The organism is Cohaesibacter marisflavi, assembly GCF_900115225.1.
GTDB lineage: Bacteria > Pseudomonadota > Alphaproteobacteria > Rhizobiales > Cohaesibacteraceae > Cohaesibacter > Cohaesibacter marisflavi.
Genome location: NZ_FOVR01000003.1, coordinates 200,279 through 223,990 on the forward strand (window position 1 = coordinate 200,279; position 23,712 = coordinate 223,990).

Below are 23,712 nucleotides of genomic sequence, written 5' to 3' on the forward strand. Positions count from 1 at the left end.
CGATCAGGATCTTGTCAGGCAGATAGATCCACGCTGGAGCCTTCTTCATCCACGGGCGCTTTCATCGCGGCTTCATATTCCTTGGTCAGATGGAGCATATAGTCGATAAAATTCTGCTTGCCCTCGTTGTTCGATACTTCTGACACAATCTGGGAAAAAACATCCTCGTTGATGGGAGAGCCACCCATCAGCAGAGCCATCGGATTGGTCGCGCTGCCCTGCCCAATTTCCAATTTCATCTGATCGAGATAGGTCATGAATTCCTTCTCGGTCAGCTTGCCATCACCGAAGCTGTCGGCGGTTTCGAAATTCTTGCGGCTGAGAATGGGAACATTCTGCGCTTCGTCGACATTCAGATCGCCGGATTTATCCAGATCATACTTCTCGATCATCATGTCGACAGCATCGGCGTTACTGATGCGGAAGATGGGCATGTAGCTTGATGCACCGCTGATCATGGCCCCACTCCTCTCATCGACGTTCTCCCCTCACCGGGCTGATTTGCCCTCATTGGCAGGTTTTGCGTATGGTTAGCCTTCATGGTTAATGAATTTACCGAAACATGGTTAACGCCCGGTTTAATTTTAATCCGCAGCAACATTCTTCAAAAAACGGACACATTTACAGTGTTCGCATGCGTTGCTTCCACAGGCCTTTAAGCGAAGAAATTTCTATTATTTAATTCTTTAACTGGATATTGGTCGCCAAGGGTCTTATGTCTAGAATAAGTATAGTCACACAATTGTAATCATCACCGCGGGGTCACCATGCATTCTTTATCAACGACTTTGCCAGCTTCCCTTCAGGCGATCTCGCCTGCCTCAAGTCTCATCAAGGGCGAAGGCAAGGATATGCTCGAAAGTTACGGGCTCGATAAGGATCAGGTGAGGCAGGTTTTGGCCGATACCGTGCATGGCGCTGATGACGGCGAACTTTTTTTCGAACAGACGCAATCGGAAAGCCTCGTCTTTGACAACGGACGGCTCAAAAGCTCCGCCTTTGACACCGGACAGGGCTTTGGCCTGCGCGCGGTTGCAGGCGAAATGGCCGGCTATGCCCATTCGGGCGAGCTCAATATGGGCGCTATCCGGCGGGCGGCAGACTCTGTGCGTGGTGTCGCCGATGGCTATGAAGGCGTGTGGGACATGGCCCCTCCCAAAGCCAACCACACCATCTATCGCGGGTTTAACCCGGTGGATGACCTGACGCTTGGCAAGAAGATCGCCCTTCTGGAAGAAATCGACGCCTATGCCCGCGAAAAAGATCCGCGCGTTCGGCAGGTTTCCGCTTCGTTGGTTGGCAACTGGCGTCGTGTTGGCATTCTACGCCCGAACGGGCAGTGGTTTGAAGACGTGCGCCCGCTGGTGCGGCTCAATGTGTCCGTTGTCGTGGGCGAAGGTGACCGCAAGGAGGCCGGCAGCCACGGCTTTGGTGGGCGCAACAGTTATGAATTCTTTCTTGAGGCCAATGGCCTTGAAGGCGGTTGGCGCAACGCCACCGATGAAGCCATCCGGCAGGCTCTGGTCAATCTAGAAGCCGTTGCCGCTCCGGCTGGCGAGCTGGATGTGGTGCTTGGCCCCGGCTGGCCCGGCGTGCTGCTGCATGAAGCCGTAGGCCATGGCCTAGAAGGTGACTTCAACCGGCGCAAGAGCTCGGCCTTTTCCGAACTGATGGGCCAGCAGGTCGCCGCCAAGGGAGTAACGGTGGTGGATGATGGCACCATTCGCGGCAAGCGCGGCTCGCTCAATATCGATGACGAAGGCACCCCTTCCCAGCGCACAACGCTGATTGAGGATGGCATTCTGGTTGGCTACATGCAGGACCGGCAGAATGGTCGCCTGATGGGCACCAGCTCGACCGGCAACGGGCGCCGTCAGTCCTATGCACATCTGCCCATGCCACGCATGACCAACACGATCATGGAAGCGGGCGAGCATGCCCCCGAAGAGATTGTCAAGTCCGTCAAGAACGGCATTTATGCAGTCAATTTCGGCGGCGGTCAGGTGGATATTACATCGGGCAAGTTCGTCTTCTCCTGCACGGAAGCCTATCTCATTGAAGATGGCAAGGTGGGCGCACCGGTCAAAGGTGCAACCCTTATTGGCAATGGGCCGGAAGCCATGAAGCGCATTTCCATGATCGGCAACGACATGGAACTGGATACCGGCATCGGCACGTGCGGCAAGCAGGGCCAAGGCGTGCCGGTGGGCGTTGGTCAGCCCACACTCAGAATTGACGGCATTACGGTTGGCGGCACACGCACCTGACTGCCTGATAGAGAGACATGATGCAGGATCTGGCGTGCAGGCCGCGCAGAATGCGGCCTCACTCGTCTTGAAAGCCTGTTTAAGTGCCGTTCATTGGCCTCTTTTCAATGAACAATCCTATATGCATATGCGTTGAATATCGTCCGCGCTCGACACATGCAGCCTTTTCACCAAGGCTTCATGCCGGACGATGGTCATCATATCTCTTCAAACACCGCCGAGCCGGGAAGGCTCCGCTCACAATAAAGAACGCCAATGGACCTAGACTATCCTCGCCTCATTTCGATTTTTGTCAGTTTTTTCGCTGTTGTAGACCCAATCGGGACAATTCCCGTTTTCATGGCAGTGACGTCGGGCATGGATGGGCGAGAGCGTCGACAGGTCATCATCAAGGCCTGCACAGTGGCTGCTGCCGTTCTCTGTTTCTTTGTCATTGCAGGGGAAGTCATTCTGACCTCTCTTGGCATTCCGCTGCCAGCCTTTCAGATTTCCGGTGCCATCGTGCTGTTCCTGTTTGCGCTGACGATGATCTTTGGCGCAGGCAAGCCAGAGGCGGAGCTGGAACTCAAAAACGCCCACGATCTGGCCTTCTACCCGCTGGCAATTCCCTCCATAGCGAGCCCCGGAGCGATGTTGGCTGCGGTGTTGCTGACGGAAAACTCGAAATTTCCCATTACCCAACAGATGATTACAACAGGGCTCATGCTTAGCGTCATTCTGATCACCGCCGCCCTCCTACTGGTGGCAAGCTATGCGCAGAAGGTGATCGGCAGAAATGGCGCCAGTGTGATCAGTCGTGTGATGGGCATGCTGCTGGCCGCAGTCGCCATGGAAAATGCCCTCTCCGGCCTCAAGGACTATTTCGGCATTTAGGCTGACAAGAGCTCAACGATGGAATGAATATCCGGCTTCTCGGGTTTGGCCCGGTTCACCTGTGACTGCGGCTCCAAACAAAAAGGAGCGCAGTGATAAACCGCACTCCCTTGGGCTCTTGTTTGAAATCTTTTGCTGCCTTGGCGCCGTCAGGCTGCCGAAACATCCGCAAGGAATTTTTCGATATTCTTCTTGAGAGAGTCAGCGCTCTTGTTGAGTTCGCCAGAGGCGCCTTTGACAAGATGCGCGGATTCTGTCGTCTGGGCCGTTTTCTCGGACACCATATGCATGTTGCTGGAAGCAGAGTGCGTGCTGTCTGCTGCCTGCTGGACGTTGGTGGCAATCTCGCCCGTTGCCGCGCCCTGCTGTTCCACAGCCGTTGCAATCGCCGAGGTATAGCCGTCCACTTCTTCCATGACGCGAGCAATCTTGGCAATAGAATCCACCGTTTCACCGCTTGATGTCTGGATGGCGTTGATCAGGCTACTGATTTCCTCTGTCGCCTTGGAAGTCTGGGTCGCAAGTTCCTTGACTTCAGCTGCCACAACAGCAAAGCCCTTGCCAGCTTCTCCGGCACGTGCTGCTTCGATGGTGGCGTTAAGGGCCAGTAGGTTGGTCTGTTCGGCAATGGCCTGAATAAGGCTAACCACCTCGCCGATCTTGCGGGAGGCATCATCCAGTTCGGCGACCTTGCCGTTGGAGATCTTGGTATCCTCGGTCGCAACGGCCACGACTTCTTTACTACGGACAGCCTGCTGCATGATTTCGTTGATGGAAGCGGTTAATTCTTCGGCGGCAGATGCCACAGAATGGACGTTGGCAGACGCATCCTGACTGGATGCCGAAGCCTGCGAAGAGCTGTCTTCTGTCTGGCTGGCAATTTCTTCCAGCTTATCCGCAGCCTGCTCCATTTCGTCGATCTGGACAGCTACGGCGCCAAGATTCTGCCCGACGCTTTCCCGGAACATGATAATCAGCTCCGCAATACGCTCGGCTTTGCGAATGCTCTCTGCATTATTCTCTTTTTCCAGTTCGGCAAGACGCTGCCGTTCAATTGCCCCTACGCGGAAGCCCTCAACGGCCCGGCTCATGGCCCCCACTTCGTCATTGCGGTTCTGCCCGGCAACTTCAATGTCGAGATTGTTGTCGCCAATGGCAACAATATCCTGATTGAGAAGAGAAATGGGCCGCGCAATCGAACGGGCAAGGAAAAAGCCGAAGCCACCGGCAACAGCGACCAGCAACAAGGCGATCAGGCCGGAAATCGTGGCAGCTTTCCAGAAGGCCTGCTGGACATCTTCCAACAGCACGCCAGAGCCGAGAATCCAGCCCCAAGCGCGAAAATTCTTGACGAAGGAAATCTTGTCATGAAAGACACCATTCTTATCATCCCAAACATAATCTACATAAGCTTCGCCATTCTGCGTTGCCTTTTCGATAAATTCTCTGACGTGATATTTGCCGTTGCCGTCCTGAGCCTGCATCAAGTTGGTATTTTCGCTTTGCGGCTTGGCCGGGTGAACAAGATTCGTGCCGGTCTCATCATAGACAAAAACATAGTCCTTGCCTTGATATTTCATGCCTCGAAGAGCAGTCTTGGCTCTGAGCTGGGCTTCTTCTTCAGTCAATTCGCCGCTTTGGGTTTTCTTGTAGAAGGTATCTGCAACATTATAGGCGGCATCGACGACACTCTGAATTTCATGGCGTTTAAAGCCATTCAGGTTGGTATCCAGATTTACCAGCTGGTAGCCCAGCAAAACCAAAAAGGACAAAACAAAGAAGGCGACGAGCGCATATAGGCGGCTCGAAATACTGCGAAAAAGGCGGGACATTTAGGTAGGCTCCGGTGCGGGGTCTTCTTAAAATTCATTATGTTTCCGTAATCTTTCTACATTTCGGGTTAGAAAAAGGTAAATTTTTCCCCTTCACTTTTCCTAATCACGGCGATTTTACTCACTCAGACGCAGACATTTTGTCACAGACATCGAGCTTTATTCTTTTCAACCATTCTCCGGAGCGAAAATGTCTGGCGTTTCTCAAGCATGGACACTGGCAAATGGTGAAACATCCTCTCGATCATCTGATTGAACAGCGCATTCAGGAAGCACTGGACAATGGAGATCTTTCCAATCTGCCCAACGCAGGGCAGCCCCTCTCTGATCTTGACCTCTCTGAGGATGATCTGCTGGCGCGCGTGGTGCGCGAACAAGGCGGCAAACCGGCCTATGTGTTGCTGAATGGCAAGCTGCAAGCGCTGCTCAAGCGCCTTGACCAAGTCAAGGATCCACTCAGACATAAGGCTCTGGAGCAACAGATCGCGGACATGCGCACCCAAATGGCCATCGAAAAGGAACGCGGATAGGCCGCACCCGCCCAAAATAGCTAACTGCGCTCGTCATTGTGAGGGGAGCAGACGGTGTCGAGAAGACGGCGAGGCTGCCCCTCTCGTTCTTTTATGCCCAATTGCCCGAAGGGATTGCCAAGGAGTGATTGCAATTTCGCAAAGCGTCCTCTACAAGGGGGCCTCACCCCGTGACATGGTTGGCCGATGGAGCAGCTTGCGTCTGAGCAAGAGAGCTGCGAGGGGAAAAGGCTTCAAGACGCGGGAATCAATTTACGAAGGCCAGAGCTCTGCTGGCAAGGACTTCCTGGAAAGCCTATTATGACAAATTTCGAAAGCGTGCATCCCGTGCTCGCCACAGCCTTGACCCATCATGGCTATGATCATCTTACCTCTGTACAGCAAGCTGTCATCGAAGCCGATGTGAAGGGCCGCGACCTTCTGGTGTCCGCCCAGACCGGCTCTGGCAAAACAGTTGCCTTCGGGTTGGGCATGGCTGAAAGCCTGTTGGGGGAAGAAGGCAAGCTGCCGCGCGCTGCCGAGCCGCTGGCGCTGGTCATCGCCCCAACGCGCGAATTGGCCATGCAGGTCAAGGCCGAACTGACATGGCTTTATGCCGATTGCGGTGCGCATATCGCCTCCTGCGTTGGCGGCATGGATATTCGCCGCGAGCGCCGCGATCTCTCCCATGGCTGCCACATTCTGGTGGGCACGCCGGGCCGTCTGCGCGATCATATCGAACGCGGCTCCCTCGATCTGAAATGGCTGAAAGTTTCTGTTCTCGATGAAGCTGATGAAATGCTTGATCTGGGCTTCCGCGAAGATCTGGAATTCATCCTTTCCAACGCATCTGAAGAGCGCCAGACCTTCCTCTTCTCGGCAACCGTACCGCGCCCGATTGAAGAACTGGCCAAAACCTACCAGCGCGATGCCCTACGCATTACAACGGCAGAACAGCGCCAGCAGCACGCGGATATCGACTATCACGCCCATCTTGTTTCGCCAAAGGACAAGGAAAAGGCCGTAATCAACGTTCTGCGCTTCCACGAGTCGCCCAGCACGATGATCTTTTGCTCGACCCGCGAAATGGTGCGCCATTTGTCTGCGCGCCTTTCGAACCGTGGATTTGCCGTAGTCGCGCTTTCCGGTGAGCTTAGCCAAGCTGAACGCACCCATGCACTGCAGGCGATGCGTGATGGACGGGCTCGGGTCTGTGTGGCCACCGACGTGGCTGCACGCGGTATCGACCTACCGAACCTTGATCTTGTGATCCATGCGGATCTGCCCAACAACTCTGACGCCCTGCTGCACCGTTCGGGCCGCACGGGTCGCGCCGGACGCAAGGGCAATTGCGCCATTATCGTTCCGCACAACAAGCGCAACTTGGTCAACCGTCTCCTGAAATTCGCTCGTGTGCGCGTCAATTGGGAACCGGTGCCGAGCATCGACGATATTTTGAAAAATGATCAGGCGCGCATCTTCGAGCATCCAAAGCTGCTTGAAGTGCCAACCGGCGATGATCTGACTTTGGCCGAGAGCCTGCTGGCCACCTATGGGGCCGAACAGGTTGCCCATGCCTTCCTTGCGACCCAGCAGGCCAACTATCCTGCGCCTGAAGAGCTGATTGCCGTCAACTACAAGGAAGACACTCGCAAAGGCGTTCAGGAAAGAAACGACTTTGAAAATGGCGTTTGGTTCCGCATCAATGCCGGGCGCAAGCATCGGGCCGAGCCGCGCTGGCTGTTGCCTCTCATCTGCCGTGTCGGCGGCTTCAACAAGAAGAAGGTCGGCTTCATCCGCATTCTCGATGGCGAGACCGTGTTTGAATTGGCCCCAGATGTTGCAGACCGTTTTCAGGATGTAACCGAGGCGGAAGGCACCGGCGAGAAGAGCCTGCGCATCACCAAGATCGGCGAACGCCCCGAGCATCTGCTTAATTCTGGTGGCGGACGCGGCAAACCGCGCAGCGCCGGTGGCAAGGGACGTTTCAATGATGGTCCGCGCCCACGCCGCCGTGATGGTCGCAGCGAAGGACGCGGCCAGAATGATGGATACCGCAAGGACAAGAAGTCCCACCGTGGCAAGGGTGGAAACAAGAATTACCACCCACTCAACGACTAGGAGGCAGGCTGGTTTCAGCCTTCTTTCCCTTGTCCAATCTCTTATCCATTTCGGCCCGTGTCTTTGATCTGCGCGGGCCGATTTGCATTCTTTCCGCTCAGTTTCTCCTTCTGCTGTGGCAAAAGCATTGCTTCGGCAGCAAGGGCGAAGAGGAAGAAAGCGGCCTCCCCCTCTTTCAATATCCGCCGACATTCCCTATTTAATGGGCCTGACATTTTCCGGATGACCAACCTTTTTTCTGGGCCGACAAAGGGAACCTGACAAGGCACACCCCATTGCTACCCATTTTCATGCCTTTGCCGGATCGCACCACACCGGCGGCGACCTGGCCGGATGCCACTAAACAGGAATTTGCATGACCGAAAAGATCACGCAGCCGTCTTCGGCAGCCGCTTCCCAGCCCAAAACGGACACCTCCCAACGGGCCAAATTCGTGACCGGCTCGATTTTCCGTCATGTTGTCACCATGACGGCAACAGGCGCGGTGGGCATGATTGCCGTCTTCATGGTGGATCTGGCGAACCTGTTCTATATCTCCCTACTTGGGCAGGCGGAATTGGCAGCGGCCATTGGCTATTCAGCCACGATCATGTTCTTCAATAACTCGCTCAGCATCGGCATGATGATCGGCGGTTCTGCCATCATTGCCCGCGCGTTGGGAGAAGAGCGCAAAGAGCTTGCCAAACGGAGGGCGGGCAGCGCACTGATCGCCGTTTTCCTGATGATGATCGTGATGGCAGGGTTGGTCTTTGCCTTCATTCCCGAGCTGCTGACCTTTATCGGAGCGAAGGGAGACACCCACTCGATTGCCGTTAGCTTCCTGTCTATCGTTATCCCATCCATGCCGTTTCTTGGCATTTCGATGATGCTGGCCGGCATCATGCGCGCCAACGGAGACGCCAAGGGGTCCATGTATGTCACGCTGGCTGGCGGCTTTGCCTCGGCCATTCTCGACCCGATCTTCATTTTCGGATTCGGGCTAGGCATCGAAGGGGCGGCCATTGCCTCGGTCCTGTCCCGCTTCGTGATGATCGGCATGGGCATTCGCGGCACGCTTTTTGTCAAGCAGATCCTTGCCAAGCCAGACAGTCTGGAAGATCTTTTCAGTCAATGGCGGGTTCTGTTTCCCATAGCCATTCCTGCGATGCTGACCAATGTGGCCACTCCCGTTGGCAACGCCTATGTCACCATGTCTATCGCCGACTATGGCGATCAGGCCGTGGCTGGCTGGGCCATCATCGGACGCATCCAACCCTTGGCATGGACAGCCCTGTTTGCACTTTCAGGCTCAGTGGGGCCGATCTTCGGGCAAAATCTGGGCGCAGGACTTCATCATCGCGTCAAGCTCACCCTGCGCGACAGCATGTATTTCATTCTGGGTTATTCGCTCTTTGTGTGGTTCATCCTGTTTGTGGCGCAGGGCATGATTGTCGACATTTTCCAAGCCGAGGGTGATGCGGCCGATTTCGTGCGCTTCTTCTGTACGTGGATTGCTCCAAGCAGCATCTTCATGGGCTTCCTGTTTGTCTCCAACGCCGCCTTCAACAATCTCGGGCACCCTGCCTATTCCACGGCCTTCAACTGGGGGCGCTCAACGCTGGGGACCATCCCTACCGTTATGCTGGGCACCTATCTGGCAGGCGCGGAAGGGGCTTTGCTCGGGCAGGCCGTTGGTGCCGTCATTTTCGGGTTGATGGCGATCCTGACCTGCTTTTATGTCATCAACAAGCAACATGGTCATGGCGGTGCCGCTGACACCAACCCGGTCGAGAACTGGTACCGACGCGCGCTCTCGCCTTTCTCCTCTGGCAAGGGCAACATGTAGCCGCTGGCTTGCGAAAAAATCGCGAGCAATCTTGCAGCAAGGGCTGGTCAGAGCGTGGATTGAGCGCTAGAACAAGACAAGACGCATAAGGGAAAGGACCAAGACCATGATGATCAATCTGCCAAATTCCGGCAAGGAAGCCGTGCTGCGCTATAAAGATGCAGACTTGCAGGTCATTCATTCAGGGTCTTACGTCAGATGTGCCGTCACCGGCCGCCCCATTCCACTTGATGACCTGAAATACTGGTCGGTGGATCGTCAGGAAGCCTATATCGACTGCGAAGCATCCTTTCAGGCCGAAAAAGCCGCTGCCGCGAAAAAGGACTGACACACAGTCTGGAGCATCTCTCTAGAAACAATCTTAGCGTCGCGAGAATTTGCGGCGAACCTCAGTGAGCAGACGCGCCGCAAAGCCCTTGTCTTCAAAGCCCATATCGACCTCGATGATATGAGCCTTACTGGCCAGCTGCGCTCCGACCTCGCCCAGTTCGGCTAGACGGACGTGATCCTTGGCTGTGGTCACGATTTCGAGATTCTGCGCGGCTGCCCGATCCAGAATTTCCTGCCCTTCTTCGATGGTGAAGCTGTGGTGATCATCAAAATGAATATGATCAATCACCGCAAGATCCAGCTGATCAAGCGTGCGGTGGAACTTGTCAGGTCGGCCGATGCCGCAGAAGGCAAATATGCGGGTTCCGCCCAACAAACTGCATTTCCCCGGCAGCAAACGGGCGTTGACCGTGCCTTTTCCCAGCTTTGAGAAAAGTTGTTGCAACTGCGGTCCCTTGGATCCTTCCCCGACGATGACAAACTGATCAGCACGCCAGACCTGAGGGTGCAGCGGCGCACGCAGGGGGCCGGCAGGAAAGACAAAGCCGTTGCCAAGGCTCTGCTGCGAATCCACAATGATCAGGTTGAAATCCTTGTGCAGATAGGGGTTTTGAAAGCCGTCATCCATGATGATGATGCTGCCTTCCTGGCCACCGGAAATCTCTTCAGCCAGCTTTGCACCCGCCACCCTGTCGCGAGAGACGATCGTTGGCGCCACACGGGCCAACAGCAGGGCTTCATCGCCAACATCGGCGATGGAATGGGTAGCAGGATCAACCAGCAAAGGGCCGGGCTCCTGCCCCTTGAAGCCACGTGTTAAAAAGATGGGAGAAAGATGCTGGCCCTTGGCCACGCGCCCCAGCGTGATCGCAGTCGGCGTCTTGCCAGCCCCTCCCATCACCAGATTACCGATGCAAAGCACGGGCATATGGGCCTTGTAGAGAGCTTTCTTCTTAAAACGGGCAAGGGAAATCCGGCCGTAGACAAGGCTAACGGGATAGAGAAGCCACGCCAGAGCGTTTCGCTCTGTCCAAAAGCCGGGTGCCTTCATAGTCTGCTCTCCTGTTGCCCGATAGCCCGGCTGGCGCGTTAGCTCAAGGCGTTTCGCTATTCGCCCTGTTCAGCTCGGCATTGATCTTGAGGGGCTCAAGGAAAGGATTAAGCGCCATCATCGTCATGTCAAGAGCGCCAGAGAATGGCCGCAGGGACCGTCTGGCCAACTCGACACGCCGGTCGATTTCGGCAGAGGAGGACATGAGGCGTGCAAGGGTCTGAATAAGTTCGCGCTCATTATGCAAACATTCCGCGCCGCCGGTCTGATCCAGAGCATCGTAGATATTCTGGAAATTCTCCACACTTGGTCCATGCAGGATCGTGCAGCCCAGTCGGGCCGGTTCAATCGGGTTCTGGCCGCCATGGTCAACCAGAGAGCCACCGACAAATGCAATGCGGGACAGGCGATAGAATAGCCCCATTTCGCCAATGGTATCAGCGATATAGATATCGGTTTTAGGGAACAGATCGGGCTCTTCAGAACGGCGCTGGATGCGCGGCACGATGCCAACCAGTTCCTTCATGATATCGTCGCTGCGCTCGGGATGGCGCGGTACGATAATAGTGAGCAGATTGGGAATGCGCACCGCCATGCGACTGTGCGCCTGAGCCAGAAGCCGCTCTTCGCCCGGATGCGTGCTTGCGGCCACCCAGACCGGACGATTGCCCACGGCCATGCGCATGCGCTGGAGTTGCTCTTCATCGGCCTGAGGTGGAGGTACATCGAATTTGAGATTGCCGGTCACCTCGACCTGCGCCACGCCCAGATTGGTATAACGGTCTCTGTCTTCTTTGGTCTGAGCAAGACAGAGCGGCACATTGCCGAACATCTGCCGGAAGACCGAAGGGAACTTGGACCAGCGCCGGAATGATCGCTCAGACATGCGCCCGTTGACCACGATCATGGGGATGTCGCGATTGTTCAATTCTGACAGGATAAAGGGCCAGATTTCCGATTCCACAAACAGCGCCATATCCGGCTGCCAGAAATTGAGGAACCGATTGACATAAGGCGCAATATCAAAGGGCACGAACTGATGGAAGGCGCCACTTGGCAGGTGCTTTTGGGCGATTTGGGCCGATGTGACCGTGACAGTTGTCAACAGAACCTGAGTGCCGGTTTCCGTTATCAGATTGATAAGCGGCAGTACGGCATTGGTTTCACCCACAGAGGCCGCATGCACCCAAATGAGAGGGCCAGACGGGCGAGCGATGGAAGATTTGCCGTAGCGCTCCTTGCGACGGGCCGGAATCTCCTTGCCCTTGCGCGCGCGCAAGCCAACCAACAGCGGAGCCAAAGGGCTCGCCGCATATCCCGCCATGCGATAGGTGGAAAGTGCAAATCGTCCTGACCAGTCCATCAATTATCCGTTCTGTTTTCCTCACTATGGCCTAAACTTATGGTCCAAAAGATGGCGGCGGGGAGACAATCAACAGCTTGACCTCCCTAAAGCGAGGCCCCCCGATAAAGCTGCCGCATGCTACAAATGTCCGAGCGAATGGCCAAGCCATTTTTGCTATTATATTTTATACAACCTTGCACACTACACACAAGATTGCCCAAACATGCAAGCGTTTCCGCTCTTTTGCAAGGGGGCCTGTCCATAGAGGCTCCAAACGGTAAACAAACCTTCAGGGCATCTGACCATGCAGGCCGACACCAGACACTTTGTTGCCCATGGCGCTAGTGTTTGAGAGCTTCGTAGGCCTTGCGGGTGGTCTCATTGAGCGCAGCTTCCACCAATTGGCGCATGCGCTCCAACTCTGCCTCATCGGCCTCGTGCGACACATAGATCGGTTCGCCAATGATGAAGGCAGCCTTGCCGAAGGGCAGATTGACCGATGCCTTGTCCCAGGTATCAAGATCAATGCGCCGGGAAGAGGCATAGGCGGCCGGAATGATCGGGCGCCCGCTCAACTTGGCCAGCGTGACCACGCCGAGACCGCATTCTCTGGCGCCAGTTTTGGGCACATTGACTGTCATCACAACGCCAATGCCTTCACGCAGGCAGGACACCAGATTCTTCAGCGCTGAAATGCCGCCCTTTGTCAGCGTCTTGGAGCGATTGCGCCCGCCGGAGCCGCGCACCACATCAACGCCAAGAGCCTCTGCGGCGACACTATTGAGATGCCCATCCCCGGAGCGCGATACCAGCGCCTTGAAGGGGTCGTTCTTGCGCTTGACCAAAGGCACCATGAAATGCTGCCCATGCCAGAGCGCCACGATCGCCGGATAGTGTCCTTCGACCCTTGCATAGCCTTCATCGGGATTGTTGACCATACGGTTGGTGGCATGCACCAACCGCAGCCAGAGCGCAATCAGCCGTCCCCCCAGTGTCAACACTGGTTTGGAGCGAAAAATTTTCTTCAACTCTCGCACGGTTTGCGCCTACTCCGATCTGACCTGACGAAGAGAAACCCTGCTCGAACAAGTCAGCCAGCTCCGTCTTTTGCGCTCTCCATATAGTGCTATTCGGCAGCAAAGGGAAGAGCGGAGACCATGAGAGAGGGACAGGATCTGCCATATTTGCGCATTAAAACAGCCAGTAAGGTTAAATCCACAAGCGCATGCGGATGAAGGCGCGCAAAGCCCGCCTTTTCAGCCCTCTTCTGGCGAGACTCAACCGTGGCGTCTTTGCGGAAATTGCAAGGCTGGCATCATGGGAGCAACCAGACGACCAAGCGCCTTGCAGGAGGCGTATAGGCTATCATGATGCACATTGGGCCGGTTATATTTCAGCAGATTGTTGGACTTGTCGCGCAGAATACCGTGAGCCTCTTCGACGATGAGGTCAGCGGCCGCCAAGTCCCAGTCATTGGCGTCTTCGCGAGCCAGAGCCAGATCAAGGGCTCCGGTGGTGACCATGACGATTCTGTAGGCCAACGAGCGGACATAGCCGGCATTTTGCACACCAGCACGGGCCAGCGGCCCTCTGGCAATAGCCGGACGCGGACCGGCTACTCTGGCGCCATCCAGATTGGCGAGGCGCGGACAGACAACGGGCACATTATTAAGCTGTGTGCCACCAAAGCGGGAGGCGCAATACATCTCACCGCGCACGGGTGCGAACAGCACGGCAGCCACCGGCCTGTGATTCTCCACCACCGCAAGCGAGATGGTCCACTCCGTACCACCATCAATGAAGGCCCGGGTGCCATCAATGGGATCGATGACAAAGACGCGCTGCTTTTCCAGCCGCTCGGGATTGTCTTCGCTCTCTTCGGAAAGCCAGCCATAGTCCGGGCGGGCGGCCATCAGAGTTTCTTTTAGAAACTCGTCAACGGCCAGATCAGCCTCTGTGACCGGACTGTAATTCTGTTTGGTCCAGACCTGTGGGTCCCTGTTGAAATAGCGCAGCGCAAGCGCCCCTGCCTTGCTGGCAGCGTCTTCCAGAAGTTTGGTGTCTTCCTTGTAGGCGTGTTTGGAACCGGCAGATGCCTTGCAAGTCTTATCGTCCGGCAACTGTCATGCCCTCTACCAGAATGGACGGTGAATTAACCGCATGTTCAAAGGAAAGGTCGTCCGCCGGAATCATCCGCGCAAACATGTCAACGAGGTTGCCGGCGATGGTGATTTCGGAAATGGCTTCGGCCAGCTTGCCATCCTTGATGCGCACGCCGGAAGCGCCACGGGAATAATCGCCCGTCACCCCATTCACGCCCTGCCCGATCAGGTCGGTAATGTAAATGCCATCCTTGATACCGGCAATCAGCTCCTGCTGGGTGTGGGTGCCCTTCTCAAGGCGCAGGTTGGTCGTTGACGGATAAGGGTTGGCGCCTGAGCGGGTTGCCCGTCCGTTGGTTTTCATTCCCAGCTCGGCAGCGGTTGCGCTATCCAGAACCCATTGGTTCAGATAGCCATTTTCCACCAGAGCCAGAGGCTGGCAATCCACGCCTTCCCCGTCAAAGGGGCGCGAGCCAAGACCGCGTGGCAGCATCGGATCGTCATTGATGCAAATGCCGGACGGGAAGACCTGCCGACCAAGCTTGTCATTGAGGAAAGAAGTATGCCGCGCAATGGCTGCACCATTGATGGCGGACGCGAAATGGCCAACCAGCGTTGTCGCAACCCGAGGCTCGAACAGGATATCGTAGGTGCCGGTTTCGATCTTGGCCGGATTGAGACGGCTCACCGCCCGCTCACCCGCCCGACGGCCGACGAGCCCCGGAGACCGCAAATCATCGCGATGCACCGCAGCCGAGAAGGAATAATCCCGCTCCATCGTCATGCCAGTGCCTGCAATGGCAGTGACGGAGAATGAAATACGAGAAGACAGATAGGAGCCAACAAAGCCGTGAGACGTGGCCAGCACAGCGCCCCCCAGAAAATGCCCGGCACCGGCGCCGCCGGATTTGGTCACCCCCTCCACCGCCATGGCAGCTTCTTCGGCCTCTTCCACCATACGGGTCAGATCTTCCGAGGTGGGAATATTGAGATCGGCCGGATCACAGGCCTTGACCCGTTCGGCCACAAGAGAAGGCTCCATCAGATCGCTGCGCGCGGCCAGTCGCGCGAAGGGATCGGGCGGAGACAGATGCGCCATGGCAACCGCCCGTTCGGCGAGCTTGGTCAGGATATCCAGATCGTCGGTGGTATTGGTGGAAATGGATGCCTTACACCCATCTATAAAGACCCGAAGCGCCATGGAGTCATTCTCGGAATGCTCATTTTCTTCCAATGATCCATCGCGCAAGCCAACCGAACTGGAAATGGCTCTGGCAGCGACCGCATCAGCGGAGTCGGCTCCAGCCTTCATGGCGGCTTTTACAAGATGGTGGGCTCTTTCCTCAATAATGGACTGATCAAGAAGGTCTGACATAAACTCTTGTCTTCTGCTTTGCGGGTGGAGCGATCAAAACACGCTTTCCTTCTGTCTTAGGGGCTTGAAGCGGCTTGAGCAAGTAAAAAGGCATAAGGGCCGTGAGCACAATCTGGGGGAAAGTGGTTGCCAAAAGGTGAAGATTCGACCCCGGTAATAATTCCCTAACCCTATATAATATCACGCTTTTTTAACCCTCTTAATTAAGCAAATACTGAAGCCTGTTTGCTAGGCTGAGCCTATTCAAAAGAAGCATCCCAAAAGGGGCTCGAAGGAGAAGGCTCGTGAGGCGTCAGGAAAATCAAAAATACACGGAAGCCATTTCCTACCAGGTTGAGGGGGCAGCACGCATTGATCCCCACAATCTGGCAAAGTATTTCCAATCCGGCGAAATCCGATCCAAGGCAGCCAAGCTCAGCGGCTTCAGCGAAACCGCTCTGTTCGGCGCACAGGTTCCCGGTATCGTTCAAATCAAGGCAGATCAGGTGCTTGTCGAGTGCAATCTCAGCTGCGGTTTGCCGCTGCTGGTGCGCGTCCCACTGGCTTATTATAAAGGTGTCGGGGCCCGTTTCATTGTCGGCAAGCGCGAAGGCAATCCGCTGATCTGCATTCTCGAACTTGTACATGACGATCCCAATCTGACCTTGCCCTTGATGGCAAGCACAGATCTGGAAGAAGCTGCCGTTGACTGGCAGAGCTGGTCCAATCGTTATCATTTGCCCATGTTGCACAAGCCTCTGGGCGCTGGCGATTATGAAGTGGCCAGTGACAGGAATGGCCCGCTTGCGGATCTGGTGACGGGGCCACAAATGCCACGTCGGCCACATGCACAGATCTCGGCTCGCCGTCCACGGTTTCTTGTGCGTCGGAAAACGGGCACATGCGGTCCGATGCAACATTTTCAGGAACGCGAGATTATCGCGCGCAACTAGGCGCGCTTGCAGGTGAACATCCCAAGACATGCACGAAAGAGAGGGTCAATCGGCCCTCTTTTTTGTTTGTCTTAGCGTTGCTTGTCTCTGTAGGAAAAAGCTCTCATCGGGGCCGCCCTATGCACGGCATCTCAGCAACCGTCTTAGTTCTCACCACATCCGTTATGCTTGCGCCACATGGCGGCATCATGCCCTTCTGGCACTGAGGCGCAGACATCGCTCTCTTCGCTATATCCCCGTAAGGCATTATAGTGCTCAACCTGCTCGGGGGTCACAATCTTCGTTGCTTCCAGATGCGCGGACAGATGGATATAGCGCAGCTTGCGGCGGGATTCTTCTATATAGCCCAAGGCCGTGCGCAACAGACCATCATTGATGCGGCCCGCGCTGAATTCCTTTTCAAGCTTGGCTTCAAGAAAAATGTAGGTTTTGGCTTCCTTCCGCGCATCGCTTGTCATCTGCTCATAGAGCGTTTCAAGCTTCTCGACCTGCTCGTCATCCAGCACCAATTTGTCTTTCAGGTCCAGCAAATGGGCTGGACCGGGAAAGCCGTTCAGTTCGGCAGCCTTGGCGAGCCCCCAGCCACCACCCTTCTTAAGCTCGTCTATATCGTCCTGCGACAGGCTCTTGATGGTTCGCTCTTGCTGTCCGGCATATTTGGACCGCTTCTCCTGCTCCACCATACCCGCCGTCATCGCCTCTATGGGAATCAGCACCGCGAAGAAGGCTCCAAAGCAAATGGTCGGGACATGATGAGAGAAGGGCATGGATGATCCGGAGTCAAGCAGTTTGAATTGCGGTTTGAGGTAATGGCACCATGGTGAATAATACGTATTACACCATACATACCCCCTATATGTGAACACAACATTCGAATCAGGGCGAAAGTTTCACGACATCGTGAAAAAAGTGCCCGTAGCAGAACGGCTGTGAAATGCGGACAGGGCTGCCATCACTCGTTATTCTTTGCTCATCGCTCAAGCAGGCGAGACAAGCTCTGCTTGACTTCTTCCTTGGTGTCGCGGCTGGCTTCAAGAATGTCCGCTGTCTTGAGAAAATCCAGAGGCCGGAAGGCATCCACTCTTGGCTGTACCAAGATGTCAGCCTTGTCATGGCGCATCTTTTCGCGCTGGATTGTCTGCATGAGAATCTGTGTTGCTCCGAAGCCCATTTCAAATGACCCGATTTTGCCATCCCGTGGCTTTTGCGGCAGACCAACCACGTCCACACCGATGACGATATCTGCCTGCGCCCGCACATGATCCACTGGCAGAGGATTGACACAGCCCCCATCGATCAGCAGGTGCCCGTTGATTTCGATAGGGCGAAAAAGGGCCGGAATGGCAATGGAAGCGGCCAGTGCGTTGATCAAATCCCCCTTGTTGAAAATAACCTCATCGCCAGAAAAATAATCTGTGGCACTGAAGCTGGCCGGAATTTCAAGGGCGCTGAAATCCTTTTTGATATCGGGTGGCAGAAAGCTTTCCACCATCCAGACCGGATCGAACTGGCTCCAGTTGGCCATGGGATTTTGCACTGAAAAGAGCCGTGAGAAGCTGCGCGGGCGGTGTTTCCAGAAACGGGATAGAACCTCCCCTGTATTGCCAAACAGATCAAGCATATAGGCGCGCAGATCGACCCCGGAATATCCTGAGGCATAACATACTGCAGCCAGAGCACCGATTGATGTTCCAGAGAGAGCGACGGGCTTTATGCCGAGCTCGTCCAGCGCCTCCATGATCCAGATATGGGATATGCCACGCGCGCCACCACCACCAAAGGCAACTGCCACCTTTTTGTCGCTCATTTTGTTTCTCGCTGTTCAGCTCTCAGATAGTAATGGGCTTCACGCCTGGTTTGGTTCGCAAACAGGTGCTTTGCCCCGCTCGCCTGTCAAGTTTTTGAAAAGCCATTGCACCGGACCTGTACAATAAATATAGTTCTAATATTCAACTTTGACAGATTAAAGAATGGAAACCACCTCATGATCAAATTGAATGTTCAAGAAATGGCCTGCGGTGGCTGCGTCAAATCAGTGACTGAAGCCGTCAAAGGCGTGGATGCGTCCGCTGAAGTGGATGCCAGCCTTGAAACAGGCGAAGTGAAGGTCGAATCTGGTGCCAATCCGGAAGCGATCCGCACAGCCATTGAAGAAGCCGGCTTCCCGGCTGCGCTGGCATAGGCCGGTTCGCAGGCTAAGGTACAATTTGCCCGATTGAATGGCTGGGTGCGATGTCTACCCGGCCTTTCTTTTGGCTCATTTTTAGTCATCCATGATCATAACTATTGTCCTTGGCAAGCTTGCTTTTGATTTTTATCAATCCTTTACACACCAGTTTTTCGATTTTTTTCGCATAATGCGACAAAAAGCTGCGCTATTTGGCCCAGAGTGCATAAATGAAAAGACTTTGTTTACCCTGTTTGCGCAACATAGCCTTACAAGTCAATTCAACAGGGGTGCCCAACCATGTCATCAGGACCTGCGGATCTTAATTCTGTCCGCATTGCAGTCGTTAGTTCTGATCCCGCATTTCGCCGCATGATCAATGATCAGCTGGCGGACCTGCTCGAGGAGAAACTCAAGCAGCCGTGCGATATCCAGATGTTCGACGACAAAGCCCCGTCCAGCTTCCTCATGGAGCCGGCCTGCGCCCTCATCACCTTTGAGGACGAAGAAGAGCTTAAGGTCCTGTCACGTCTGGCAAGCCGCCACCCCAACATGTTGCTTCTGGCGCTCAGCGAAAATGGCTCCGTCTCTCGCGCGGTGGCGTCCATGCAGGCAGGAGCACATGATTTCATCGCGCGCCCTGTTTCCGCCGACGTGCTCAGCAGCCGGATGAGCGAGATGATCGCCCATCACCGCCCTGCCCCGCACGGAGATATTCTCGTTTCGTCCCACAAATCGGCCCCCAAAGGTCATGCAGGGACAAACGCCAGCAATGGAACAGAGACATTTGATCGTGCAATAGACGCCGAGATCATGCGTGATTTCGAGGGCTTTATCGGCACATCCTCTGCCATGCAAGGGGTCTATGACCAGATCATGCGCATTGCAGGTTCCAAGGCTCCGGTGTTCATCACCGGAGAATCGGGAACCGGCAAGGAAGTCTGTGCTCAGGCACTTCATGCACGCTCTTCGCGCAATTCCGGCCCGTTTATTGCCATCAATTGCAGTGCCATTCCGGCGGATCTGATGGAATCGGAAGTCTTCGGCCACATGCGCGGGGCCTTTACCGGCGCCAATGACGACCGCAAGGGCGCAGCAGAACTGGCTGACGGGGGCACCTTGTTCCTTGATGAAATCGGCGAAATGCCGCTTGACCTTCAGGCCAAGCTTCTGCGCCTCATCCAGACCGGCACTCTACGCCGAGTGGGCGGCAACGAGGAGATTTCCCTCAATATCCGCTTTGTTGCGGCAACCAACCGCGATCCTCTGGAAGAAGTGCGGGCGGGTCGATTCCGCGAAGATCTGTTCTATCGCATGCATGTTTTGCCGATCCATCTGCCGCCTCTGCGCGACCGGACGGGCGACATCGTGCCACTGGCCAAGAGCTTCCTGCAGCAATATGCCCGCGAAGAGGGCAAGGGCTTTCATATCTTCAGCACCGAAGCCGAATATATGCTCACAGCCTATCGCTGGCCAGGCAATGTGCGCCAATTGCAGAACACCATCCGACGCCTCACGGTGATGTATGACGGAGCCGTGGTCGAGCCGGATCATCTGCCTGATCTTCTGCGCAGTGACGAGAGTTTCGAGCATGACCTTAATCAGGCCATCAGCGATCTGCGCCAGATGGGCAAGGCCATGTCCGAATCCATCCAGCCTTTCTGGCAGCAGGAAAAACAGATCATCGAAGGTGCTCTTAGCTATTTTGATGGCAACATTTCCCGTGCAGCCGCCGCTCTGGAGATCAGCCCGTCCACGATTTACCGCAAACGCATGAGTTGGGCCCAGAAAGAAACCGCCTGATTCACACCTCCAACTCAAGCCCTGATCCCATGAATTGCTCAAAGCGCTGTCAAAGGCGTTTCTGAACAGCTTCGGGCAATTTTGGGCGCGTTATATCGGTCATCCCCGTCTTCTATGACATAATTATTGATAATATCTCGACATGGAGCGTCTACGCCATTAAGAGTCGAGGCTGTTGGGATTGAAAGAGACAAGCGCATGATCTTCTGTGTTCAGGGTCGGGCAAGTGAAGCCCCCAAGCCGCCGCAAACGCAACCGCAGCGCCGCAACTTCATTGTGGCGATTGAGAGCGAACATGCTGGTTTTGCCAGAGAAACCGCAAAGCAGGTACTGATCAAGGCTGGCTATAATTTCATTACTGTGTCGCGTGTTTTGCGCCCGCAGGGGGATATCGCAGATCCGGCAATTGCCGAGATCGTCGATCAGGCCCGCCGCAACGGCATTGGCATTGCCATCTACCGCTAACCGCGTTCTCTGGCAACGTATGCCGCCTGCAAGGGAAGGCTTTTCAAGGCCTTCTATTCCCCATAAGCGAGTAGGTATAAAACCTCAAGACCGAGAGAGACACAGCCATGAGTTATGCCCTGATCCGCTCTGCGACCGATGAAGATGGCCCAGCGATTGGCAAGCTGATCGCTTCGGTGTTTGCCGATTATGAGAATTGTCATTTCGTCGATGAGGAATATCCCGAGCTAGAGCATCCTTCCAGCTATTATGCTGCCATGGGTGGTCAGATCTGGGTAGCCGAGCAAGATGGCGTGATTGTCGGCTCGCTCGCAGTGGCCGAATCCCTCACCCCCGGCCTATTCGAGCTGCACAAGGTCTATGTCGCCAAGGAAGCGCGCGGACAGGGGCTCGCATGGTCCATGTTCAATCTGGCGACAGATCTGGTGGACAAGCGCGAAGGCAAGGCCATTCGGCTATGGAGTGATACGCGCTTTCTGGAAGGTCATGCCTTCTATGAAAAGATCGGCTTTCAAAAGGTGCCAGTCGAGCGGTTTCTGGGGGATGTGTCCGACAGCTGGGAATTTGGCTATCGCCTTGATGCCAAAGACGCAGGCTGAAGCAGTCTCTCGCAAGAGCACTCAGGGGTGCTCCTTTCCAGCAAATCCGTCAATAAAAAACCCGCTGCCCCGAGGGGCAGCAGGCAGCATCGTTTGATGCGTATGCTATGAAGATCAGAGAAGATCAGACCGGCTCTTATTGGGCGCTGTCGCTATCCGCCGGAGCCGGTGCAGCGGGCGCTGCAGCTGGAGCCTGCATGAAACGTGGGCCACCGCCGCGACCATAGCCCATGCCACGTCGTGGACCATCATTCTGATCGATCTTACCGTCATTGTTGCTGTCCATGAAGGCAAACATCTGGTCGGCATGGGCCTTCAGTTCAGCAGGCGTGATCTTGCCATCGGCATCGCTATCCATGAACTGGAAGCCACGGGCCATGCGGTTCTGGGTCAGTTTGAGCCATTCGGCCTTGAATTCTTCCAGATTGATGGCGTTATCGCCATCCTTGTCATTCTCGGCGACTTTCTTGTCAAAGCCGGTGTCGATTTCTTCCTTGGTCAGGGCGCCGTCATTGTTGGCGTCGAACTGCTGGAGCATCATGGCTCCACCCATGAAGCCTCCGCCCATCATGCCGCCCCGCATCATGCCACCGCGAGGGCCTCTGTTATAGCCGCCGCGCATCATGCCGCCACCACGACCCATCCAGTTGCCGTTCTGCTGATTGTTGTTCCAGCCATAGCCCCAGCCACCGGCGGAAGCAGTGTGAACAGCCATCGATGTTGCAGACAGTCCTGCGACCAGTGCAACTGCGAGTGCGATTTTCGTTGCGTTTTTCATCTTGCTATTCCTCTACCCGATATGGGCCAATTCCTCATTGGCCTTCATTTCCAAACACCAGATCCCGAGTGCACCTTGCAGCAGGGGATCGACCCATTTTCTTTCGGAGCCGCTGGCGCCTTACCAGCCCGTCCGATGTGATTAACTTGGTCTAAGAATAGCGCCTTTTTAGGGAGGGAACTGGAAGATTTGTCGCCTTATGTATCGGCTATTTGCCGTGATACAGAGCGTTACAATTATCTCATCTTATCCACTTCAAGCTGTCGGTTTCCGGCAAAAAAGCCCGCTGACGGTGCAGCCTGAAATGCTGCAACACCATAAGAAAACCCCGCAGCCATGGGCATGAAACATGCCGGACAACGGGGATAAATTGGAGGCATCTCTTTATAAGACCGGCAGGCTCGTGCTGCCGGTCCTTTTGTTGGCTGGTTATATATTTCTATGCCGATCCGTTACTTGGCCATGGCTACAGGAGGCAGCGCGGGTGCTAGAGTTGATGCGCTGTCCTGTGCTGGCTGGACATCTGGAGCCTGAGGCGCGGCTGTCGGAGCCATCTGTGGGGCCGGAGCCTGCTGGAACTGACCCTGCTGGAACTGGCCACCACGCGGGCCGCCCATCATGCCGCCCCGAGGTCCACCCTGTGGCCCAAACTGTCCCTGTTGGAACTGGCCGCCACGCGGACCTTTCATATCGCGGCCATGATGACCAAAACCACGTTTGCCAAAGTCGGGGCCGTGCCCCTTGCCGCGCATGCCCTTGCCACGCATGGCCTGGCGATCAGCCGAGTCCACCTTGCCGTCGTTATTGACGTCCATGCGATCAAAACGCGCCTCTGCCGGATCGGAGAATTCTTCAAGGGTTACCTTGCCATCGCCATCGCGATCAAAGAACTGGAAGGTCCGCACCATACGGTTCTTGGTCATGGCCATCCATTCTGCTTTGAATTCTTCCAGAGACACGGCTTCATCGCTATTGGTGTCATTGTCGCTGATTTTCTTGCCCATGGCGGCAGAGAGTTCATCTTTGGTGATGGACCCGTCCTGATCGGCATCAATGGCCTTCAGATCCAGCATGCCGCGCGGTCCGTGGAATGACTGGGCCTGTTCCGGCCCCATGCCGCGCCCATTGTTCCATCCCTTGGCCGATGCGCTGTTGACGCTCAGAGCCGTTGCAGATACGCCACCGATCAGGGCTACAGTCAAAGCAATTTTTGTAAAGCTGTTCATCTTGTTATCCTCTCGTCTCATAAAGCCAATTCCTCATTGGCCGCAGAGCCTTGTTCATCCTACAGTTCTGTCTAGCCCTGTAGAGTGCGCAGGGCCGGTTTGGGGTCGAGAG

22 protein-coding genes are annotated in these 23,712 nt (G+C 55.3%); 11 read left to right on the plus strand and 11 right to left on the minus strand.

Annotated features, from left to right (window positions below; genetic code table 11):
• Window positions 1-14 precede the first annotated feature (14 nt).
• Window positions 15-458, minus strand: a complete 444-nt coding sequence (locus BM258_RS07630; RefSeq protein ID WP_090070787.1) for a PLC family EF-hand domain-containing protein — start codon at window positions 456-458, stop codon at window positions 15-17.
• Between the two features lie 393 nt (window positions 459-851).
• On the opposite strand from BM258_RS07630, the gene tldD reads away from it, so the two are divergent.
• Together tldD and BM258_RS07640 are read left to right on the plus strand one after the other, a co-directional pair.
• Window positions 852-2,267 (plus strand): metalloprotease TldD, encoded by a 1,416-nt coding sequence (gene tldD, locus BM258_RS07635; RefSeq protein ID WP_090071288.1) that lies wholly within the window; start codon window positions 852-854, stop codon window positions 2,265-2,267.
• A 255-nt stretch (window positions 2,268-2,522) separates the two neighbouring features.
• Entirely contained in the window at window positions 2,523-3,140 is a 618-nt protein-coding gene (locus BM258_RS07640) for a MarC family protein (protein ID WP_090070789.1), read from the plus strand.
• A gap of 149 nt (window positions 3,141-3,289) precedes the next feature.
• Here the strand turns inward: BM258_RS07640 and BM258_RS07645 are convergent, their stop codons facing one another.
• Window positions 3,290-4,972: a methyl-accepting chemotaxis protein gene (locus BM258_RS07645; protein ID WP_090070791.1), complete on the minus strand. Its 1,683-nt coding sequence runs from the start codon at window positions 4,970-4,972 to the stop codon at window positions 3,290-3,292.
• Window positions 4,973-5,196: 224 nt separating this feature from the next.
• On the opposite strand from BM258_RS07645, the gene BM258_RS07650 reads away from it, so the two are divergent.
• The 4 genes from BM258_RS07650 to BM258_RS07665 all read left to right on the plus strand — a co-directional run bounded on the left by BM258_RS07650 (window position 5,197) and on the right by BM258_RS07665 (window position 9,755).
• On the plus strand, window positions 5,197-5,502 hold the full coding sequence (locus BM258_RS07650) for a DnaJ family domain-containing protein (RefSeq protein ID WP_090070793.1): 306 nt from the start codon (window positions 5,197-5,199) through the stop codon (window positions 5,500-5,502).
• A 300-nt stretch (window positions 5,503-5,802) separates the two neighbouring features.
• The gene (locus BM258_RS07655) at window positions 5,803-7,602 is read left to right on the plus strand and encodes a DEAD/DEAH box helicase (protein WP_090070795.1); all 1,800 of its coding nucleotides are present in this window, start codon (window positions 5,803-5,805) and stop codon (window positions 7,600-7,602) included.
• Window positions 7,603-7,957: 355 nt separating this feature from the next.
• Window positions 7,958-9,427 (plus strand): MATE family efflux transporter, encoded by a 1,470-nt coding sequence (locus tag BM258_RS07660; RefSeq protein WP_090070797.1) that lies wholly within the window; start codon window positions 7,958-7,960, stop codon window positions 9,425-9,427.
• A gap of 106 nt (window positions 9,428-9,533) precedes the next feature.
• Complete coding sequence (locus tag BM258_RS07665) at window positions 9,534-9,755, plus strand: DUF2093 domain-containing protein (RefSeq protein WP_407062705.1); 222 nt, start codon at window positions 9,534-9,536, stop codon at window positions 9,753-9,755.
• Window positions 9,756-9,788: 33 nt separating this feature from the next.
• On the opposite strand, the gene lpxK is transcribed toward BM258_RS07665, so the two are convergent.
• The 5 genes from lpxK to BM258_RS07690 form a co-directional block, all read right to left on the minus strand.
• Complete coding sequence (gene lpxK, locus BM258_RS07670; protein WP_090070799.1) at window positions 9,789-10,808, minus strand: tetraacyldisaccharide 4'-kinase; 1,020 nt, start codon at window positions 10,806-10,808, stop codon at window positions 9,789-9,791.
• Window positions 10,809-10,851: 43 nt separating this feature from the next.
• Window positions 10,852-12,171, minus strand: coding sequence for a 3-deoxy-D-manno-octulosonic acid transferase (locus tag BM258_RS07675; protein ID WP_090070801.1), 1,320 nt, complete (start codon window positions 12,169-12,171; stop codon window positions 10,852-10,854).
• Between the two features lie 323 nt (window positions 12,172-12,494).
• Entirely contained in the window at window positions 12,495-13,190 is a 696-nt protein-coding gene (locus BM258_RS07680; protein WP_139229231.1) for a lysophospholipid acyltransferase family protein, read from the minus strand.
• A 240-nt stretch (window positions 13,191-13,430) separates the two neighbouring features.
• The gene (locus BM258_RS07685; protein ID WP_090070805.1) at window positions 13,431-14,273 is read right to left on the minus strand and encodes a 3'(2'),5'-bisphosphate nucleotidase CysQ; all 843 of its coding nucleotides are present in this window, start codon (window positions 14,271-14,273) and stop codon (window positions 13,431-13,433) included.
• Window positions 14,260-15,630 (minus strand): TldD/PmbA family protein, encoded by a 1,371-nt coding sequence (locus BM258_RS07690; protein WP_090070807.1) that lies wholly within the window; start codon window positions 15,628-15,630, stop codon window positions 14,260-14,262. Before BM258_RS07690 ends, BM258_RS07685 begins: the two co-directional genes overlap by 14 nt.
• A gap of 284 nt (window positions 15,631-15,914) precedes the next feature.
• Between BM258_RS07690 and BM258_RS07695 the strand changes: the two genes are divergently transcribed.
• On the plus strand, window positions 15,915-16,562 hold the full coding sequence (locus BM258_RS07695; RefSeq protein ID WP_090070808.1) for a DUF6101 family protein: 648 nt from the start codon (window positions 15,915-15,917) through the stop codon (window positions 16,560-16,562).
• 143 nt (window positions 16,563-16,705) lie between these two features.
• Here BM258_RS07695 and BM258_RS07700 read toward each other — a convergent pair whose 3' ends face one another.
• Window positions 16,706-17,329 (minus strand): hypothetical protein, encoded by a 624-nt coding sequence (locus tag BM258_RS07700; RefSeq protein WP_175527978.1) that lies wholly within the window; start codon window positions 17,327-17,329, stop codon window positions 16,706-16,708.
• Window positions 17,330-17,532: 203 nt separating this feature from the next.
• Window positions 17,533-18,369 (minus strand): patatin-like phospholipase family protein, encoded by an 837-nt coding sequence (locus tag BM258_RS07705; RefSeq protein ID WP_090070810.1) that lies wholly within the window; start codon window positions 18,367-18,369, stop codon window positions 17,533-17,535.
• Window positions 18,370-18,546: 177 nt separating this feature from the next.
• Here BM258_RS07705 and BM258_RS07710 point away from each other — a divergent pair, with 177 nt between their 5' ends.
• From BM258_RS07710 to BM258_RS07725, 4 genes are all read left to right on the plus strand, one after another.
• A complete protein-coding gene (locus BM258_RS07710) occupies window positions 18,547-18,744 on the plus strand; it encodes a heavy-metal-associated domain-containing protein (RefSeq protein ID WP_090070812.1) in 198 nt (65 codons plus the stop codon).
• A gap of 285 nt (window positions 18,745-19,029) precedes the next feature.
• Window positions 19,030-20,532, plus strand: coding sequence for a sigma-54-dependent Fis family transcriptional regulator (locus BM258_RS07715; protein ID WP_090070813.1), 1,503 nt, complete (start codon window positions 19,030-19,032; stop codon window positions 20,530-20,532).
• A 198-nt stretch (window positions 20,533-20,730) separates the two neighbouring features.
• Entirely contained in the window at window positions 20,731-20,997 is a 267-nt protein-coding gene (locus BM258_RS07720) for a hypothetical protein (protein ID WP_090070814.1), read from the plus strand.
• 107 nt (window positions 20,998-21,104) lie between these two features.
• Window positions 21,105-21,596 (plus strand): GNAT family N-acetyltransferase, encoded by a 492-nt coding sequence (locus BM258_RS07725; protein WP_090070816.1) that lies wholly within the window; start codon window positions 21,105-21,107, stop codon window positions 21,594-21,596.
• A gap of 136 nt (window positions 21,597-21,732) precedes the next feature.
• Here BM258_RS07725 and BM258_RS07730 read toward each other — a convergent pair whose 3' ends face one another.
• Window positions 21,733-22,374 (minus strand): EF-hand domain-containing protein, encoded by a 642-nt coding sequence (locus BM258_RS07730; RefSeq protein WP_090070818.1) that lies wholly within the window; start codon window positions 22,372-22,374, stop codon window positions 21,733-21,735.
• Window positions 22,375-22,826: 452 nt separating this feature from the next.
• Window positions 22,827-23,600, minus strand: coding sequence for an EF-hand domain-containing protein (locus BM258_RS07735; RefSeq protein WP_175527979.1), 774 nt, complete (start codon window positions 23,598-23,600; stop codon window positions 22,827-22,829).
• Window positions 23,601-23,712 lie beyond the last annotated feature (112 nt).

Coding starts and splice junctions, on each gene's coding strand:
- BM258_RS07730 (WP_090070818.1), bottom strand. CDS start 22,374: ATGAAAAACGCAACGAAAATCGCACTCGCAGTTGCACTGGTCGCAGGA.
- BM258_RS07700 (WP_175527978.1), bottom strand. CDS start 17,329: ATGCCCTTCTCTCATCATGTCCCGACCATTTGCTTTGGAGCCTTCTTC.
- BM258_RS07640 (WP_090070789.1), top strand. CDS start 2,523: ATGGACCTAGACTATCCTCGCCTCATTTCGATTTTTGTCAGTTTTTTC.
- BM258_RS07690 (WP_090070807.1), bottom strand. CDS start 15,630: ATGTCAGACCTTCTTGATCAGTCCATTATTGAGGAAAGAGCCCACCAT.
- BM258_RS07725 (WP_090070816.1), top strand. CDS start 21,105: ATGAGTTATGCCCTGATCCGCTCTGCGACCGATGAAGATGGCCCAGCG.
- BM258_RS07660 (WP_090070797.1), top strand. CDS start 7,958: ATGACCGAAAAGATCACGCAGCCGTCTTCGGCAGCCGCTTCCCAGCCC.
- tldD (WP_090071288.1), top strand. CDS start 852: ATGCTCGAAAGTTACGGGCTCGATAAGGATCAGGTGAGGCAGGTTTTG.
- BM258_RS07720 (WP_090070814.1), top strand. CDS start 20,731: ATGATCTTCTGTGTTCAGGGTCGGGCAAGTGAAGCCCCCAAGCCGCCG.
- lpxK (WP_090070799.1), bottom strand. CDS start 10,808: ATGAAGGCACCCGGCTTTTGGACAGAGCGAAACGCTCTGGCGTGGCTT.
- BM258_RS07655 (WP_090070795.1), top strand. CDS start 5,803: ATGACAAATTTCGAAAGCGTGCATCCCGTGCTCGCCACAGCCTTGACC.
- BM258_RS07735 (WP_175527979.1), bottom strand. CDS start 23,600: ATGAACAGCTTTACAAAAATTGCTTTGACTGTAGCCCTGATCGGTGGC.
- BM258_RS07645 (WP_090070791.1), bottom strand. CDS start 4,972: ATGTCCCGCCTTTTTCGCAGTATTTCGAGCCGCCTATATGCGCTCGTC.
- BM258_RS07705 (WP_090070810.1), bottom strand. CDS start 18,369: ATGAGCGACAAAAAGGTGGCAGTTGCCTTTGGTGGTGGTGGCGCGCGT.
- BM258_RS07715 (WP_090070813.1), top strand. CDS start 19,030: ATGTCATCAGGACCTGCGGATCTTAATTCTGTCCGCATTGCAGTCGTT.
- BM258_RS07710 (WP_090070812.1), top strand. CDS start 18,547: ATGATCAAATTGAATGTTCAAGAAATGGCCTGCGGTGGCTGCGTCAAA.
- BM258_RS07650 (WP_090070793.1), top strand. CDS start 5,197: ATGGTGAAACATCCTCTCGATCATCTGATTGAACAGCGCATTCAGGAA.
- BM258_RS07665 (WP_407062705.1), top strand. CDS start 9,534: ATGATGATCAATCTGCCAAATTCCGGCAAGGAAGCCGTGCTGCGCTAT.
- BM258_RS07675 (WP_090070801.1), bottom strand. CDS start 12,171: ATGGACTGGTCAGGACGATTTGCACTTTCCACCTATCGCATGGCGGGA.
- BM258_RS07630 (WP_090070787.1), bottom strand. CDS start 458: ATGATCAGCGGTGCATCAAGCTACATGCCCATCTTCCGCATCAGTAAC.